This is a genomic window from Maribacter sp. (assembly GCA_020629415.1).
In the GTDB taxonomy this organism is placed as follows: domain Bacteria; phylum Bacteroidota; class Bacteroidia; order Flavobacteriales; family Flavobacteriaceae; genus Maribacter; species Maribacter huludaoensis.
This window is the reverse complement of sequence record JAHDDL010000018.1, coordinates 1-17765: the sequence shown is the minus strand read 5'-3', so window position 1 is coordinate 17765 and position 17765 is coordinate 1. Positions and strand designations below refer to the sequence as shown.

General features: G+C 35.2%; 15 protein-coding genes and 1 other RNA gene. 8 read left to right on the top strand and 8 right to left on the bottom strand.

Annotation, left to right across the window (positions count from 1 at the left end; translation table 11 throughout):
* Nucleotides 1–90: 90 nt before the first annotated feature.
* The 3 genes from panB to QZ657_RS08995 all read left to right on the top strand — a co-directional run bounded on the left by panB (nucleotide 91) and on the right by QZ657_RS08995 (nucleotide 2247).
* Entirely contained in the window at nucleotides 91–909 is an 819-nt protein-coding gene (gene panB, locus QZ657_RS09005; RefSeq protein ID WP_291966450.1) for a 3-methyl-2-oxobutanoate hydroxymethyltransferase, read from the top strand.
* A gap of 77 nt (nucleotides 910–986) precedes the next feature.
* Nucleotides 987–1685 (top strand): RluA family pseudouridine synthase, encoded by a 699-nt coding sequence (locus QZ657_RS09000; RefSeq protein ID WP_291966377.1) that lies wholly within the window; start codon nucleotides 987–989, stop codon nucleotides 1683–1685.
* 31 nt (nucleotides 1686–1716) lie between these two features.
* Nucleotides 1717–2247, top strand: a complete 531-nt coding sequence (locus QZ657_RS08995) for a DUF4252 domain-containing protein (RefSeq protein WP_276472354.1) — start codon at nucleotides 1717–1719, stop codon at nucleotides 2245–2247.
* A 9-nt stretch (nucleotides 2248–2256) separates the two neighbouring features.
* On the opposite strand, the gene QZ657_RS08990 is transcribed toward QZ657_RS08995, so the two are convergent.
* Nucleotides 2257–3123: a DMT family transporter gene (locus QZ657_RS08990; protein ID WP_291966375.1), complete on the bottom strand. Its 867-nt coding sequence runs from the start codon at nucleotides 3121–3123 to the stop codon at nucleotides 2257–2259.
* A gap of 9 nt (nucleotides 3124–3132) precedes the next feature.
* Nucleotides 3133–4677 carry a hypothetical protein gene (locus tag QZ657_RS08985; RefSeq protein WP_276472352.1) on the bottom strand — a complete coding sequence of 515 codons (1545 nt, stop codon included), beginning with the start codon at nucleotides 4675–4677 and terminating at the stop codon, nucleotides 3133–3135.
* 145 nt (nucleotides 4678–4822) lie between these two features.
* On the opposite strand from QZ657_RS08985, the gene QZ657_RS08980 reads away from it, so the two are divergent.
* Nucleotides 4823–5995, top strand: coding sequence for a 2-isopropylmalate synthase (locus QZ657_RS08980; RefSeq protein ID WP_276472351.1), 1173 nt, complete (start codon nucleotides 4823–4825; stop codon nucleotides 5993–5995).
* Nucleotides 5996–5997: 2 nt separating this feature from the next.
* A complete protein-coding gene (gene leuB / locus QZ657_RS08975) occupies nucleotides 5998–7116 on the top strand; it encodes a 3-isopropylmalate dehydrogenase (RefSeq protein WP_276472350.1) in 1119 nt (372 codons plus the stop codon).
* Between the two features lies 1 nt (nucleotide 7117).
* Here leuB and QZ657_RS08970 read toward each other — a convergent pair whose 3' ends face one another.
* On the bottom strand, nucleotides 7118–8341 hold the full coding sequence (locus QZ657_RS08970) for a TlpA family protein disulfide reductase (protein WP_291966373.1): 1224 nt from the start codon (nucleotides 8339–8341) through the stop codon (nucleotides 7118–7120).
* A gap of 127 nt (nucleotides 8342–8468) precedes the next feature.
* On the opposite strand from QZ657_RS08970, the gene pheT reads away from it, so the two are divergent.
* Nucleotides 8469–10898 carry a phenylalanine--tRNA ligase subunit beta gene (gene pheT, locus QZ657_RS08965; protein WP_291966372.1) on the top strand — a complete coding sequence of 810 codons (2430 nt, stop codon included), beginning with the start codon at nucleotides 8469–8471 and terminating at the stop codon, nucleotides 10896–10898.
* Here the strand turns inward: pheT and QZ657_RS08960 are convergent, their stop codons facing one another.
* Complete coding sequence (locus tag QZ657_RS08960) at nucleotides 10899–11471, bottom strand: fasciclin domain-containing protein (RefSeq protein WP_291966370.1); 573 nt, start codon at nucleotides 11469–11471, stop codon at nucleotides 10899–10901.
* Between the two features lie 203 nt (nucleotides 11472–11674).
* On the opposite strand from QZ657_RS08960, the gene QZ657_RS08955 reads away from it, so the two are divergent.
* The gene (locus QZ657_RS08955; protein WP_291966368.1) at nucleotides 11675–12397 is read left to right on the top strand and encodes a hypothetical protein; all 723 of its coding nucleotides are present in this window, start codon (nucleotides 11675–11677) and stop codon (nucleotides 12395–12397) included.
* Between the two features lie 8 nt (nucleotides 12398–12405).
* Here the strand turns inward: QZ657_RS08955 and QZ657_RS08950 are convergent, their stop codons facing one another.
* Nucleotides 12406–13530, bottom strand: coding sequence for a hypothetical protein (locus tag QZ657_RS08950; protein WP_291966366.1), 1125 nt, complete (start codon nucleotides 13528–13530; stop codon nucleotides 12406–12408).
* A gap of 32 nt (nucleotides 13531–13562) precedes the next feature.
* The gene (locus QZ657_RS08945; protein ID WP_276472344.1) at nucleotides 13563–15185 is read right to left on the bottom strand and encodes an ABC-F family ATP-binding cassette domain-containing protein; all 1623 of its coding nucleotides are present in this window, start codon (nucleotides 15183–15185) and stop codon (nucleotides 13563–13565) included.
* A 179-nt stretch (nucleotides 15186–15364) separates the two neighbouring features.
* Between QZ657_RS08945 and QZ657_RS08940 the strand changes: the two genes are divergently transcribed.
* Nucleotides 15365–16747: a transaldolase gene (locus tag QZ657_RS08940; RefSeq protein WP_291966364.1), complete on the top strand. Its 1383-nt coding sequence runs from the start codon at nucleotides 15365–15367 to the stop codon at nucleotides 16745–16747.
* On the opposite strand, the gene QZ657_RS08935 is transcribed toward QZ657_RS08940, so the two are convergent.
* Together QZ657_RS08935 and ffs are read right to left on the bottom strand one after the other, a co-directional pair.
* The gene (locus tag QZ657_RS08935; RefSeq protein WP_291960256.1) at nucleotides 16744–17553 is read right to left on the bottom strand and encodes an SDR family oxidoreductase; all 810 of its coding nucleotides are present in this window, start codon (nucleotides 17551–17553) and stop codon (nucleotides 16744–16746) included. The two genes, QZ657_RS08940 and QZ657_RS08935, sit on opposite strands and share 4 nt — an antisense overlap.
* A gap of 89 nt (nucleotides 17554–17642) precedes the next feature.
* Nucleotides 17643–17741: signal recognition particle sRNA small type (ffs, locus tag QZ657_RS08930), an RNA gene on the bottom strand.
* Nucleotides 17742–17765 lie beyond the last annotated feature (24 nt).

The following is a 17765-nucleotide window of genomic DNA, read 5'->3' as shown; positions in this document are numbered from 1 at the left end:
AATCAAATTTAGCACCAACACTTTCCAATGGATTCTATTTAGATCTCGTTAAAACTCCTTACTTTTATGGCTCTTAATCAATATAAAAATATGTCTGTAGCCAAAAAAGAATATAAAAGAGTAACGGTGAAATCACTTGTAGATATGAAGAAGAATGGAGAAAAGATCTCTATGCTTACTGCATATGACTATTCCATGGCCAAAATTGTGGACGATGCCAAGGTAGATGTTATTTTAGTTGGCGATTCTGCCAGTAATGTAATGGCCGGTCATGAAACAACCCTACCCATTACCTTAGACCAAATGATTTACCATGCATCATCGGTCATTAGAGCTATAGACAGAGCTTTGGTAGTTGTAGATTTACCTTTTGGTAGTTACCAAAGTGATCCAAAAGAAGCTTTACGTTCTGCAATTAGAATTATGAAGGAAAGTGGAGCCCACGCTGTAAAATTAGAAGGTGGTGCCGAAATTAAAGAATCCGTAAAGAGAATTCTAGCAGCAGGAATACCGGTAATGGGACATTTAGGCCTAACGCCACAGTCTATTTACAAATTTGGAACCTATACAGTTCGTGCAAAAGAAGAGGAAGAAGCGGAAAAACTGATGGAGGATGCAAAATTATTAGAAAAGTTAGGATGTTTTGGTTTGGTATTAGAGAAAATACCTGCTCAACTCACAAAAAAGGTTTCTGAAAGTTTGACCATTCCTACTATTGGAATTGGCGGAGGAAAACATGCTGACGGTCAAGTTTTAGTGGTGCATGACCTATTAGGTATGACCCACGAATTTAACCCTAGATTTTTACGTAGATACATGAACCTTTACGAGGAAATGGGGAAGGCAATATCAAATTATGTCAGTGACGTAAAAAGTCAAGATTTCCCTAATGACGAAGAGCAATATTAAACAAGATCCACTATCCAAACACCTTAAGGATATTGCAAATTTATACTGTTGAAAAGTTAATGAGATACGTCTGAAATTTGTCAAAAAAACAACATTCTACCGTAGATAATCTTCAAGTTCTGTTTGAAGACAACCACTTGATCGTAATCAATAAACGGCCTGGAGATATTGTACAAGGTGATAAAACCGGGGATAAACCTTTAAGCGACACCGTTAAGGCTTTTCTTAAAAAGAAGTACAATAAACCAGGAAATGTTTATTTAGGCGTAGTGCATCGTTTAGATAGACCTACATCGGGCATTGTAGTGTTTGCAAAAACTTCTAAGGCATTGCCTAGGCTAAACAAAATGTTCGCGGAAAAAGATGCCAAAAAAACATATTGGGCAATTGTAAAGGACAGTCCTACCGAACCCCAGAAAAGACTGGTTCATTGGTTGAGGCGAAACAACAAACAAAATAAATCTTACGCTAACATTAAAGAGGTTCCGGATAGTAAAAAAGCTATTTTAAGCTATAGAATATTAAAAAAACTTGATCGCTATTTTCTTCTTGAAGTAGACTTGGAAACCGGTCGTCATCATCAAATACGCTCTCAACTTACCGCAATAGGAAGCCCTATAAAAGGAGATTTAAAATACGGTTTCAGCAGAAGCAATGCCGATGGAAGCATACATCTACATGCTAGAAAATTAAAGTTGATGCATCCGGTAAAAAAAGAACCTTTAGAAATTATAGCCCCTCCTCCTATTGACCCTATTTGGAATGCATGTCTTTAATTTTCTTACTTTTAACTTAAACACTATAACCATGTTAAAGAAAATATTCACCTTTATTTTATTTGTAAGTATAACTTCATGCGGCAGTTATAATTCTATTGACTCTTTTTACGATGCCCATAAAAATGACAATCAGGTAACCGCTATACGCGTACCACAGTTTATGCTTTCAATGATCAGCGAAATTTCGCCTGAAATGAAAGCTATGGTCGGCAATGCCAAGGATTTAAGATATATGCAATTTCCGAGTGCAACTTCTAGCAAAACACAATTTTTAAATCAGCAGATGAACGGCATTACCGGCAATTCTTTTATAGAAGTTTTTAGAAAAAATGACAATCTAAAGCGTAACGTTGTCTCGATCAGAGAGAAAAAGAACCTGGTTAAAGAAATTCTTATCTATAACAACGATAGCCAAACAGGTTCATTTCTATATTTCAACGGAGACTTTGATCCGGTAAAAGTTAGGGAAATGGCAAAAAACGAACAGTTTACCAAATTTGGAGACAACATCATTAATCAGTTCGGAGCAAGTACACCTGGCATCAATTCTCAAAATTAAAACATATCTCTAAGTCTTCTTTTTTGAGCGAATACTTTCTATTACAACAGAACTTAAAATCAGTATACCTCCTAAAATTGTTGTACCCTTAGGTATTTCAGACAAAAAAACAACTGCAATTAAAATACCATACACGGGCTGTACACTGCTTAAAATGCTAACTGTTGTAATATTAAAATGTTTAAATGTCATTAAAAACATGGTATGGCCAATTGCCGTGGTCAACACTGCTAATGCTACCAAAACCTCCCATTGATTTACTATTGCATCTGTTGAAACGGTTAATAGAAAAGGAAATAAAATAACACCTACAATTGCTGTTTGATATGTCATTAGCACAGTTCCATTATATTTAGAAACTTTTTGCTTTAATATAATGTTTCTTAATGCATATGCCAATGCAGAAAAAACCCCAAATGCAATGGCAATGGTATACGAATTTTCAAAATCTAGTGTAGGACTCAGAAAATACATTCCGGTCAGCACCAAAAAAGCAAGAAGCAAATGCATCAATTGAAATTTGGTTTTAAGAAGAATTGGCTCTAAAAATGAAGTAATTACAGGATATGTGAAAACGGAAAGCATACCAATTGCTACGTTAGATAATTTTAACGAATAAAAATAGGTTACCCAATGCGCGCCCATCAATAATCCGCTTAAAAAAATTACAAGTGCGTCCTTTTTATCGATTTTTAAGTTGAAGCCTTTCCATTTACAATACAGCACTAAAGCAAAAAAAGCTATAACCGCCCTAGCACCAATTGCAACTGGTACCGGTAACTGAACATAACGCCCTAAAGCACCTGAAGTAGCTACAAATAGCATTGCCAGGTTAATTTCAAGCAAATGTTTTACATGGTTGCTTTTCTTCTGCATGAATTTTACTTAACGGGATTTTGCCAACGCTTTTTCTCTCATTATTTGAGAAACAGGTTTGTTCTGTAAGTGACTCTCTAACCACGATAAAATATCCAAATACAGAAAAGCCCTCTTTTCATACGGATGATCCTCGTACTTTTTAAGTTCGTTGTACAGTTTTTGAAATTCTGCCTTTAACTGATTAGGGTAAATACCCCCCAAACTCCTAAGAAACTTGATCATTTCCTTTTGTACGGCATGCATATCATCCATTTTTAAAAGAAACTTATATGTACTTTTTAATTGTACTTCTAAATGATAATCCATACCAGCTTCATAATGGGCAACCAAACTTAAAACACGTGCAAAACACATAAGGTCCTCACGCATTTTTAAATTTTTATTTTCAATTATCTTTTTTAAATATTGAATACAAGTTTTATTATCTCCAATACCAAAATATAGACAGGCAATTTTATAGTACAGTACCATTACATGGTGCACATCTATTCTATCACGATGTTTGTTTATACCGTATTCAATAATTTTAACCAGATACAACCCTTTTTCAAAGGTGCCTTCAAGAAAATGCAAGTTTAATTTATTCGCATTTAAATACATGAATACCAGTGAGTTGATATTGTCGTTATCAGGAAACTCCTTTTCCTTGATCGTATTTTCTAAACGCTCTAAAACTTCTTTAAATTGAGAACTATATTGCACATAAAAAAGTGATTCCAATAAATAATGATTCCCTTTCAAAAAGAATACAGGGTTTAAATAAATCATGTCTTTATTATCGTAGAAAAGATCTACCCATTTACTTGCATATTTAAAACACGATAAAAAATCTTGGGTCAAAAAACTATACCATAAATGAGCCTTATACAGCCACAATTTTTCCCTAAAACCCAAATCCTCTAAATTATATAGAGGCAAATGGTCGTTAAAGTACGTTTTCACCTTTTGATAATCTTCATCGCTACGGGCATAACCAACTTTGAGCATCATACCATAAAGCTGTAAAGACAGATTTGACAGCTTACTGGTCATTACATTATGACCGGACAATTCTTTGGCCTGTATGGCAAGTTCATTTGCGCGGTCAGGTATACTACGAGTAATGTACTGAGTTTCAATAATTTTTTCTAACTCTACTATTTCGTACGCTATGTTCTTCTCTTCGTTCTCAATGGCAACACCCTTTACCTTATCTAAAATTTTTAAACTCTGCTTGTAAAGTCCTTTTTGATATAAGATAGTAGCAAAATCTAACTGCTCACGAATTTGAACCCTTATGTTCTGATTGACCGGATTCAATCTTAAACTTACCAAAATCTGCTTATACAGGTGAGCCTTTAAATTAGATAGCTGTGCTTTCTTGACGATTCCACTTTGTAAAATTATTTTTTCATCATACTGCTTAATTTTATCCAATAAATTGAACAATGCCAAAAATTTGGCATCGGTATTCACCCCTAATCTGCCAACGTAAAGCTTAAATTGACGTTTCTCAGATTTAGAAAGTGATTTAACTAAAACGAACAAAGCATCTTTATGCGCATTTGTCATCGTAAAAAAATGAGTTTAAATAATTGAAATTCAATGTTTTATACACCTAAAAAACTAGCTTAACGTTGTAAACAAGTTTACATTTTTTATAAGCATTATGTTTTAGGTTATATATTCGTTTGACGAGTAAAACTACGTAAATAATATGAGTAAAGATATCGTTCAAATATTTGACACTACATTAAGAGACGGGGAGCAAGTACCGGGCTGTAAATTAGACCGTGAACAGAAACTGGTCATTGCAGAACGCCTAGATGTATTGGGGGTTAACATAATTGAAGCTGGTTTTCCCGTATCTAGCCCTGGTGACTTTCAATCTGTTGAAGCTATAGCCAAGCTCGTAAAAAATGCCACGGTATGTGGTTTGACGCGTGCTGTCAAAAATGACATTGAAGTTGCGGCCCAAGCTTTAAAACATGCTAAAACACCAAGAATTCATACAGGTATAGGTACATCTGATTCTCATATAAAATTTAAGTTCAATTCTAACAGAGATGCTATTATAGAACGTGCAGTTTCTGCGGTCAGCTATGCAAAGACATTTGTTGAAGATGTTGAATTTTATGCCGAAGATGCCGGCCGTACGGATAACGAGTTTTTGGCACGTGTTTGTGAGGCCGTAATTAAAGCCGGCGCTACCGTTCTTAACATTCCAGACACTACCGGTTATTGCTTACCAGATGAATATGGCGCTAAAATTAAATACTTACGTGAAAACGTAAAAGGAATAGATAAAGCTATTCTTTCTTGCCATTGCCATAACGACCTAGGTTTGGCAACCGCAAACTCTATTGCAGGTGTTATAAACGGAGCAAGACAAATTGAATGTACCATTAATGGTATTGGCGAACGTGCGGGCAACACTTCCTTAGAAGAGGTGGTCATGATCATGCGCCAGCACCCTAACCTAAATCTAGACACGACCATAAACAGCCAATTATTGTATGACACCAGTTTAATGGTTTCTCGCAAAATGGGTATGATGGTACAACCCAACAAAGCTATTGTAGGCGCGAATGCTTTTGCACATAGCTCTGGCATTCACCAGGATGGTGTTATCAAGAATAGAGAAACTTATGAAATAATTGATCCCGCAGACGTTGGCGTTACAGAATCTTCTATTGTATTGACTGCCAGAAGTGGTAGGGCCGCTTTGGCCTATAGAGCCAAAATAGTAGGTTACGAATTAACAAAAACGCAACTAGACGATGTATACCAAGAATTCTTGAAATACGCCGACACTAGAAAAGAAATTAAAGATGATGACATTCATCAAATTATTGAAACTTCAAATATAGATTTACAAAGTATTAGCTAATTATGCATTTAGACATTGCTGTTTTAGAAGGAGATGGAATTGGACCGGAGGTCGTTGCACAATCTATTAAGTGCTTACGCTCCGTAGAAGAGACCTTTGGCCATAGCTTTACCTTTAAAAAAGGACTTATAGGCGCAACTGCGATCAAACAGACCGGCAGCCCATTGCCAAAAGAGACCTTAAAACTTTGTAAGAATACCGATGCAACGTTATTTGGTGCATTAGGCTTACCGGAATTTGATGACGACCCCAAAGCAAAAATTTGGCCTGAACAAGGTCTACTTAAATTACGTAAGAAATTAGGACTGTTCGCCAATATTAGACCCGTAAAGGTTTTTCCTTCATTGGTAAAGCAATCACCATTATCAAAAACCCAAGTCCAAAATACAGATTTAGTTATTTTTAGAGAACTTGCCGGTGGAATTTACTATGGGGACAAGTCTATTGATGAAGAAAAAAATTCTGCCACGGACACATGTACCTACACAGAATCTGAAATAAGCAGAATTGCACATTTAGCCTTCAAATCTGCACGTTCCAGAAAAAAGAAGGTAACTCTCGTAGATAAGGCAAATGTGCTAGAAACTTCTCGTTTATGGCGACGTGTAGTACGTTCCATATCCGAAAGCTACCCAGATGTATCCCTCAATTGCCTATTTATTGATAATGCAGCTGTACAGATGATTTTAAATCCGTCACAGTTCGATGTAATTTTGACCGATAATATGTTCGGTGATATTCTATCCGACCAAGGTAGTGTAATAGCTGGCTCGATCGGTCTTTTACCTTCTGCATCAGTAGGACTTGAACATGCAATGTTTGAACCCATACATGGCTCTTACCCAAATGCGGCAGGGAAAAATATTGCGAATCCTGTTGCTTCCATTTTAAGTATGGCGATGTTATTACAGCATTTTAAAATGAACGAAGAATCCGATGCCGTTGTTGCCGCTGTATTAAAGTCTTTTTCCAAAAAAATTGTTACTCCAGATATTTTAGGCAGCTCTAAATACGGCACCAATTATGTTGGAGATTTCATTGCCGATAACATCATGGAACTAGATGGAAGCTTCAATATAAATGATGAAAATATAGGATTGGGAAAATCTACGATCATATAACCTATTCATTGCTCAATTCATCAATCATTGTAGAGAAATGAGTTTTAAATTCCTCATATTTCTCTCCGGTGGCAGGACCGTTAAAACCAGTATGAATTTTTCTAACATTCCCTTTTTTATCAATAAATATTGTAGTAGGGTAAGACAACACATGGTTTAGCATCGGTAATTTTTCTTGAGCTTTTTGCTTATCATAAGTCCCATATTGCGCCAGTAAAATTGGATAGGTCACCCCTACCCTTTCCTTTAATCTTTTTATACCCTTTATAGCCAATTCTTTTGTTTTGGCAGATTCGAACGCCAAACCAATTACTTCTATATCTTTATGCTCTTTCAAATACTCTACCAAAAATTTTGTTTCGTCTAAACAATTTGGGCACCAAGTTCCCATTAATTGTATAACTACCACCTTGTCTTTATATTTCTCATCATCTAAAGAAACCATTTTCCCCTCCAAATCAGGAAATGTAAACGCCAATTTATCATAACCTTTATTAAGAAAGGTCAATAAATCCGGATCAGGCAATTCAAACCCGTCATTTCTGGTTGCAACGAACGGTTCCTTAAAATGATTTCCTGAGTAAAAAATACCGTTCATAGTAGAATCTGTAATCTTTGCATTGAAAAGAAACGCATGGGCACCGTCAAAAGCCGATAATTTTAATGAATCTCCATCAAGTATACCATCTAAATACCTGTAGTCACCTGTAGTAGTTCTAAAAGTACCCGTTACCCTATTGTCCTCCTGTAGAAAAATACCTTTAGCCACATATTCTTCTTCTACATTAGGGCTAAAATATGTTTCCCAAATACCAGAGACATTCTTATTGGTATTATCGTTCTTGGCAGTAAAACGTTCCGCCTTACTTTGCACGGCCTTAAATGGTACTATTCTATCCAAACTTTCTTTAATGAATTTACCTTCAATGCTATTCTTGGTAAAGGTACCTGCTAAATAACCTTCAAAAACAGGTGTACGCATTACAATGGAGTCTCCTTTTATTTCAATCTCATCTACATTAATAACTTCTTCCGCATTAAAAATTTGCATTGCATAATCGCCGTTATCATTTTTATTGACTTTCAGATTAAATGGCAAAACCTGGTTGTCCATTATTTCTAACTCCACAACCCAAAGACCTTCGGACAAGCCCTCGTTTTGCTTATCCTCCTTACAACCAATAAATAACATCAAAACGGCCAGTACTGCAACACCAATTCTCATAGTTCATTTTTAAATTAACTTCTAATAAACAATTAAAATGGCAGAATTAAAAATTAAAATAAAGACTATATAGCTTATTGAATGTATTAGGGCATTGTTTTATCTTTGCTACCAATAAATTTTTTGAATGAAAATATCATATAACTGGCTTAAACAGTTCATACAAATAGATTGGGAATCACAAAAAACCGGAGAACTTTTAACCGATTTAGGCTTGGAAGTTGAAGGCATAGAAAAATTTGAATCTGTTAAAGGCGGATTAAAGGGCATTGTAGTAGGTCATGTATTAAGTTGCGAAAAACATAGCAATGCGGACAAGTTGAACGTTACCATGGTAGATATAGGTTTAGATGCACCGGTACAAATTGTATGTGGCGCTAAAAACGTAGCTGCTGGCCAAAAAGTTCCGGTAGCAACGATCGGGACAACACTCTACACTCCCGAAGGTGAAGCATGGACCATTAAAAAAGGAAAGATTAGAGGAGAGGAAAGCTTTGGTATGATTTGCGCAGAAGACGAATTAGGTCTTGGTAATAGTCACGAAGGTATTATGGTACTAGAAAAAAGCCTAAAGGTAGGCACACCTTGTTCTGAAGTATTTGATATTAAAGAAGACGAGATTTTTGAAATTGGGCTAACACCTAACCGAGCCGATGCCATGAGCCATTTTGGTGTTGCAAGAGATTTAAAAGCTGGACTTAAACAGAAGGAAATTACCAAAGAACTGATTACGCCTTCAACAAGTCATTTTAATATAAACGACAGATCGCTTAAAATTGATATAGATGTTTTAAAGCCTGAATTGGCGCCACGCTATTGCGGCATTACGTTAAGCAATTTAATCGTACAGCCTTCACCTACTTGGCTACAGAATAGACTTAAAGCTATTGGGCTTACCCCAAAGAACAATGTTGTAGATGCTACGAACTACGTTTTACATGAACTTGGGCAGCCGTTACACGCTTTTGATGCAGCAAAAATCAAAGGAAATAAAATAATAGTAAAAACATTAGAGAAAGGCACAAAGTTCACTACTCTTGACGGAGTAGAAAGAACTTTACATGAAGATGACCTAATGATTTGCGACGCCGAGAAACCTTTATGTCTAGCGGGTATATTTGGGGGATTAGGTTCAGGAGTAACCGAGGAAACCACTTCTATATTTTTGGAAAGTGCGTATTTCAACCCTGTTTCCATAAGGAAGTCAGCTAAGAGACACACTTTAAATACCGATGCTTCATTTAGATTTGAAAGAGGTATTGATATTGAAAATGTTGAATACAGCTTAAAACGTGCAGCTCTATTAATCAAAGAAATTGCAGGAGGGGAAATAACCTCTGATGTCTATGACCTTTACCCTAAAAAACACCCTAATTTTGAAGTGTTCTTGGCTTTTGAAAAAATTAATAAGCTTATAGGACAGGAAATTCCCCAAGACACCATTAAATCAATATTGGCTTCTCTAGATATTAAGGTTAAAAACGTAACCGAGGCAGGTATGGGTCTTGAAGTGCCTTCTTACCGTGTAGATGTTCAGAGACAGGTAGATGTTATTGAAGAAATCTTAAGAGTTTACGGTTATAACAATATAGCATTTGGTCAGAAATTAAATGCATCTATCGCTACAACCGAAGCTGCAGCAGACCATACCGTTCAAAACATTGTTGGTAACGCATTGGCAGCAAAGGGGTATTACGAAATTTTGACCAACAGCTTAACGAACCCGGACTACACCTCAATTTTAAACAAGGAGAACGAGGAGCATAAATCCATAGAGATAATCAATCCTTTAAGTGGAGACTTATCAGTACTTAGAAGAACGTCTTTGTTTTCTGCTTTGGAGGCTGCCAGCTACAATATCAATCGTAGAAAACCTAACCTTAAATTATTTGAATTTGGTAAGACCTATTTTACAAAAGGTGATAAAAGGATTGAACCAAAATACTTGAGTATCCTAATTAGCGGAGACTCAATACCAGTTAGTTGGACAAATAAGCAGGTTGCCACAAGCTTTTTTGAACTAAAATCCATAGTAGAGTCAGTGCTTGTTAGATTAGGATTATCCAATTTAAAAAGTACACCAACCAATGCAACAATATTTTCTGAAGGCTTATCTTTTACACACAAGAAAAAAGTATTGGTTTCTTTTGGGCTGATAAAAAAATCAATTCTAAAGCATTTTGACATAAAGCAAGATGTGCTTTTTGCAGATTTTGACTGGGATGCGGTTTTAAAGCAAATTGACACCGCACCTGTTTCCTATATAGAAATTCCAAAGCATCCGGAAGTTAAAAGAGATTTTGCACTTTTGCTAGATAACAATGCATCTTACAAAGAGCTTTATGACCTTGCATTTGGTGCAGAACGCAAGTATTTAAAAGACATGACCCTTTTTGATGTCTATGAAGGCAAAAACCTACCGGATGGTAAAAAGTCTTATGCAGTAAGTTTTACTTTACAAGATGATAAAAGTACATTGACAGAAAAGCAAATTGAGAAAATTATGTCAAAATTACAGAACGCTTACGAGCGTAACTTAGGAGCTACGCTTCGTTGATCAAAACCTATCTTGTGGAACAAATACGGCATCTACCTCGTGAATGATGCCGTTAGATTGATTCGCATCCGCATTGGTAATAGTTGCAACGTTTCCTGAAGAATCTGTAAGAATTATATCTATACCCTTCATGGTAGCAGTAATTTTCTCACCTTGTATAGTTGTAAATTTTGCCACCCCGTTTCCCCTACACATTGCTTTTAATATTTTAGAGGCGGATAATTTATCCGCTATGATATGATAGGAAAGTATCTCCTTTAATATCTTCCTATTTTCTGGATTATATAATCTATCCACAGTGGATTTAGAAAGTTTATTAAAAGCGAGATTTGATGGTGCAAAAACGGTAAACTCTCCTGTGTAATCCAATACTTTATCCAAGTTTGTAACTCTCAGCCCTTTTAACAAAGTAGAATGGTCTGCAATTGACGCTGTACGTTCCAAAATTGATTGTTCATTGACAATGGTAGAAATTATTTTCTCTAGTTTAAATTCTATTACATTGTCCTGTGCATTGGTATAAAGCCCTAGCAATAGGACACACAGGGACACGAGGGATGTCCATTTTTTCATGATAGTTGGTTCTTAGGGGCTACTGTTCAAAAATCGATAAACGGATCGATTTCTCCGTTAATATACAATTAGATGTGTTTTACACCTAACCCAAATTATACGTATTAATTATTTTAACATTTTATTAACTTTTAATTAAGTTAAACAAGATTTTAATAAAATTACCAATTGATTAATTTTGAGAGTATTGCTAAAAAAAGAACATGTTTTTACCTAAGACAAATATTGAACAAAAACTTTCAAAAGTTAGAAATAGCAAGGTGCTATCCGATGAGGCAAGGATGAAAGAGGTTTATCACATTCTTTCTAATTTAGACCAAGAATTTGACAGAATTGAGCAAAACATTTCATCGACTAACAATACCATTTATCATAATTTCAATGTAGATTTATTAGAAAGTTCTAAAATCTTTCATATTGAAGAGATAAAACAAATTTGCATTGACTACAGATTGCGCTTTCTGGATACCAAATATTTTAAAGGCACCATACCGGCTGAAGCTTTATCAAAAATCAAGAGATTGGAAAAAGAGCATGATCTGGAAATTAAAGCTTTTAAAATTATAGCGCCTTCTAAACTTTTTAAGCTGGAAGATAAAGACGACCCATTGTTATTTGCTTCTATTGGCAATGGATATTATTATTTAATACACCAATGGGGCAATGACCTTCACCCATTACGCAAGTTGTTAATGTGGCCTTTTAAAAGCATAGTAAACCTTGCTTTCTTAGTTCTTCTAATAAGTTTTGCAACTACAATACTTATACCAGATGGATTATTTTCAAAATCAAGCTCAAATGCCCAATTTTGGATTTTATTTTTCTTTATGTTTAAGTGTATAGCCTCTGTAGTTATTTTTTACGGATTTGCTATGGGGAAAAATTTTAATCCTGCTATCTGGAACAGTAAATATTTTAATAGTTAATACTATAATTATTTTATAAAAATAGTATTGGGTACTCCATCCAAATCAATATTATCAATTAATTTGAAATCGGGTGCAGGAGTTATTCTTAGAATTCCGCCTTTATCGACTTGACCTTTTTTCTGATAACCAATTAGAACGTAATTATTCGCTTCGTCATAGGCAACCGATGTTGTTTGGGCGATATCATATTTTATGTTTAGTTCGGTTTCTGTCAAAAAATTCTCAAAAAGATATACTACCGTACTGTTTTTTTCAAAGTCATAAATAGCGGGTACCTCTGTTATTTCTGCACTTGGAACATTCTTTTGGAAATAGATTTTTCCTGCATTATCCATAAAGAAATCTGAAGTTGTAACAAACCCAGGTTCTGTATTATCACCATATGAAGTGTATGATTTATCTAAAGTCACAGGATCAATAATAGTGTGTAATTTGGGATAGCTAACAATTATCTCACCTACATTATTGGCAAATAAACGCTTAGCATCTAAGCCCAAGTCAAGTTCCATTAAAATCTCATTGGTATTCAAATCAATGGCGGACAGGTGATACTCTTCGGTTACAAACTCATTTAACGTCAAAACAAACAATCTGTTTGATGAAAACAACAAATCTACCGGCTTCTTGTCCAAGATAATTTCTGTTGGACTGTTGACCGATCCAACAAAAGAGTTTAAACGAACCACAAACTGTTTATCCTTACCCAACAAATCCCGTTCATATGCTACAGCCACAATTTCATTGAAACGTGCCATGGCATGTACATTGATGTCACAAGCATTTATGTCTTCAAAAAGAGCTACAGATGTAGATTCTGAATTTTCTGAATTAAACCACTGCAACGTTGCTTTACAATTTGTTGTAGCAAAGTAACTTATATCAGTTTTTGTTCTATACTTAATTGCGTTGGAAGGGAAATTGCTAAAAGTGCTTAAACTACTTTTTACAGAAAATTCATCTTCACCAGACCCTAAAACAACTCCGTTCAACACATTGTTATTTTGTAAAAAAACAGTGTATTCTACTTGTAAGTTTGGAGCTATATTATCTTCAACTTGTTCTGAAGATTTTTCGCAAGCGAAGAAACTTAAACCCAGCACAAAGCAGGCCACATATTTGTAGGTTTTCATAAAACATCGATTTGGGTTAATCTATTCTATGTTTAATCAGCGTACATTTTATTACGCTGATCTTTTAATGCCTTGTCAGACATATACTCATCAAACGTAGAATACCTATCAATGTTGCCTTTAGGAGTCAATTCTATAATTCTATTCGCTACGGTTTGTGCAAACTCGTGATCATGTGTTGTCAACATAACGGTGCCCTTAAAATTCTTAAGGGAGTTGTTGAATGCCGTAATACTCTCTAAATCTAAGTGGTTGGTAGGTTCATCTAACATTAATACATTAGCACGCATTAACATCATTCTACTTAACATACAACGTACTTTTTCACCACCGGAAAGTACCGTACATTTTTTCAACGCTTCTTCTCCGCTAAATAACATTTTACCCAAAAAACCACGTATATAAACCTCTTCTCGCTCTTCTTCTGTTTTAGCGTACTGGCGCAACCAATCTACTAAATTTATATTACTGGTAAAGAAATCAGAATTGTCCGCAGGTAAATAAGATTGGGTTGTAGTAACACCCCATTGATAGGTACCTTTATCAGCTTTCTTATTTCCGTTTATAATTTCGTAGAATGCAGATGTAGCTCTAGAATCCCTTGATATAATAGCTACTTTATCCCCTTTTGCCAAATTAATATTTACGTTATCAAACAACAGCTCTCCTTCTTCCGTTGAAGCGGAAAGTCCTTCTACATTCAATATTTGGTCACCAGCCTCGCGCTCTCTATCAAAAATTATTGCCGGATATCTTCTACTAGAAGGCTTAATATCATCCACTTTTAATTTTGAAAGCATCTTTTTACGGGAAGTAGCTTGTTTACTCTTTGCAACGTTAGCACTAAATCTAGCAATGAATTCTTGTAATTCTTTTGCTTTTTCTTCTGCCTTTTTATTTTGTTGTGCACGTTGGCGAGCGGCCAATTGACTACTTTCATACCAAAACGTGTAATTACCGGAATATAAATTTAATTTACCAAAGTCAATATCACCAATATCCGTACAAACTGTATCCAAAAAGTGACGGTCATGACTTACGACAATAACTGTATTTTCATAATCTGCCAAGAAATTTTCTAACCAACTAATTGTTTCATAATCCAGGTCATTGGTTGGCTCATCCATAATCAATACATCAGGATTTCCAAACAATGCTTGTGCCAAAAGCACTCGCACCTTCAACTTGGAATCTAACTCTGACATTAAAGTAAAATGCATATCTGCATTGATACCTAAGTTGGACAATAACGCAGCAGCATTACTATCTGCGTTCCAACCGTTCATTTCCTCAAACTTTACTTGTAACTCCCCTATTCTATCTGCATTTTTATCATCATAATCAGCATAGAGGGCATCAATCTCTTTCTTGATCTCATAAAGTGGTTTGTTACCCATGACCACAGCTTCCAATACCGTAAATTCATCGGCAGAGTTATGATTTTGCTCCAATATCGACATCCTCTTTCCCGGCTCTAAATGCACATGGCCGGAAGTAGGATCTAATTGCCCTGCAAGAATCTTTAGAAACGTTGACTTACCAGCACCATTGGCACCAATTATACCGTAACAATTGCCTTGGGTAAAGGCAACGTTTACTTCATCGAACAACACTCGTTTTCCAAATTGAACAGAAAGATTAGAAACAGATAACATAAAAACAAAATTTTAAAAATCCGTGCAAAAATACTGAATTTATAGGCTTGACGTACCTAGATTGCCCTCAAATTCCACAAAAGATTTTTAAGTTGGCACTACATAACATTTAACTAGCTATTAACAACATCTGGTGATTAGGTTTCTTAATTTTGACTGTTACCAGTCCCATATATTATATGATAAGAATTTTACTATCAACATGCGTAGCCTTATTAGTGGGTTGTTCCTCCCAAAAAAAAGATTCTGAAACCGTACTATTTGCAGGCGAAATCGTAAACCCTACAAGTGATCAAGTTATTTTATTAAAGGGAGGAGTTAAAGTTGATTCTGCCAAACTTGACGATAGAAACCGCTTTAAGTTTAAGCTGAATTCTATTGAAAACGGATTGTACCATTTTAATCTAGCGCCAGAACATCAATATGTTTATTTGGAAAAGGGCGATAGTTTAATGGTTAGACTGAATACCATTTATTTTGATGAATCCCTTGTTTTTTCAGGTAGTAATGAGGAAACCAATAATTTTCTTTTAGAATTATTTTTGGCGACCGAAGAAGAGGATTCTGAAATGTATTCTGAATATTATGAATTAGAACCTTTAGATTTCCTAAATAAAATTACATTATTAAAACAGGAAAAAGTCAATAAGTTAAAAGAATTAAATTCTGAAAGCCAACTTTCTGATGAAGCGCTAAAGTTATTGAACGGCAGTATAGATTATACGTACAATAGGTATAAGGAAATTTACCCTTTTAGACATAAAAGAAAAACTGCAGAACAAAATTTTCATGAATTACCTAAAGATTTTTACGGCTACAGAAATCAAGTTAATTATGGTGACCACACCCTAACTTACCTTAGACCCTATTATGATTTCATGAAAGCCCACTTAGGAAATTTAGCATATATGAGCTGCTTAAATGATTGTGATACCGAACATAAACAAGAGAGCAAGCAACTACATTACAAAAAGCATAAACTACATTTAATAGATAGTCTTGTGGTTGAGAAAGAATTGCGAGACAATCTTTTTAGAAACGTTGCTTTTGACTATCTGTTAAAGAAAAAGGACGCTCCTGAAAACACTGAAATTTTCTTGAATGAATTTAAGAAAGTTTCTAAAAATAATATGCATTTAGAGGAAATAGAAAATCTATATGAGGGTATTGCAAACTTACAGCCCACAAAAATAATTCCTAACTTAGATGTTATTTCTTTTGAAAATGAAACCACAACGCTAACCGATATTACCGCCAATAAAAAAGTCCTTTTTTATTTTTGGTCCGGCACCAACAGTAGACAATATAAAAATATCTTTGAAAGAATAGCATTGTTAAGAGAGAAGAAACCAGACCATGTTCTCATTGGTATCAATATTAAAACAGAGTTTGAGCAATGGAAAAAAATTATTGGCACATTAGGTGTTGATCCTTCATTACAATACCATAGCAACGACTTTAAAGAACTGACTGAAAAATTGGTGCTCTATCCTATGAACAAAGCTATTATAACAGACAATTCCGTTATTGTGGACGGCTTTTCAAATATATATAAGAACTAGTGAGAACTATGACTTTCAAGTAACTTCTCAAACCAACGCCCGGGCAGTATATTTTTAAGTGTCAACGAAAACTTTTGAATGAAAGAACCTACTTTGTAATGGGGTTTTGGATTTTTTGTCTCAATTATCTTTGCAACTTTTTTAGCAACATCAGAAGGATCACCACCACTATCAACATCCGCATCTATAGCTTTCAAAGTATTACCATAAGCTTCTTTATATGCAGAATCTTGGTACACAGGAGTGTGGTACCTACCAGAAGCAATATTGGTAGCAAAATCACCTGGAGCCAATGTTGTTAGATGAATGCCAAAAGATTTGGTTTCCATTCTATAACTCTCTGTTACAATTTCAAGAGCTCCTTTAGAAGCTGAATATACTCCTCTATACGGTAAGCCCATGTAACCTGCAATAGAAGTAATATTAATGATCAGGCCTTCTTTTTGCCTACGCATTGTTGGCAATACAGTGTTCATAACATTCAATGGCCCGTTGAAGTTTGTGGCAAACGCTTTTAAGACTTCTTCATGAGGAGTCTCTTCCATAGGTCCTGTTATGCCTACTCCTGCATTATTGATTAAAACGTCAATTCTACCTTCAATTTTAAGCAATTCTGCAATGCAACTTTTAATAGTAGTTACATCTCTTACATCCATCTCTAAGAGTGGAAATTCTGAAAATGAAGGATATTTGCTTTTGCTACGTGTTGTACCATAAACATTATACCCCTTCTCCTTTAAATATGTACCTATTGCTTTACCAATACCCGAAGACCCCCCTGTAATTAGAACTACTTTTGTTTTCATTTTATAGAAAATAAGCGATGCTAAACTTTATATAGAATTGGTTATGAATGTGTTAGCCTAAAATATAAAATTTCACTTTAGGGCACAAAAAAAGGCAAGCTACCTACATCGCACCGCTACGACCGTATACCCTTGCTGCGTTCCCACCCTGGGGGATTCTACAGGAGCTGGTCGTGTAGGACTTGCCGGGTGCAAATATACAATCTTTTAAA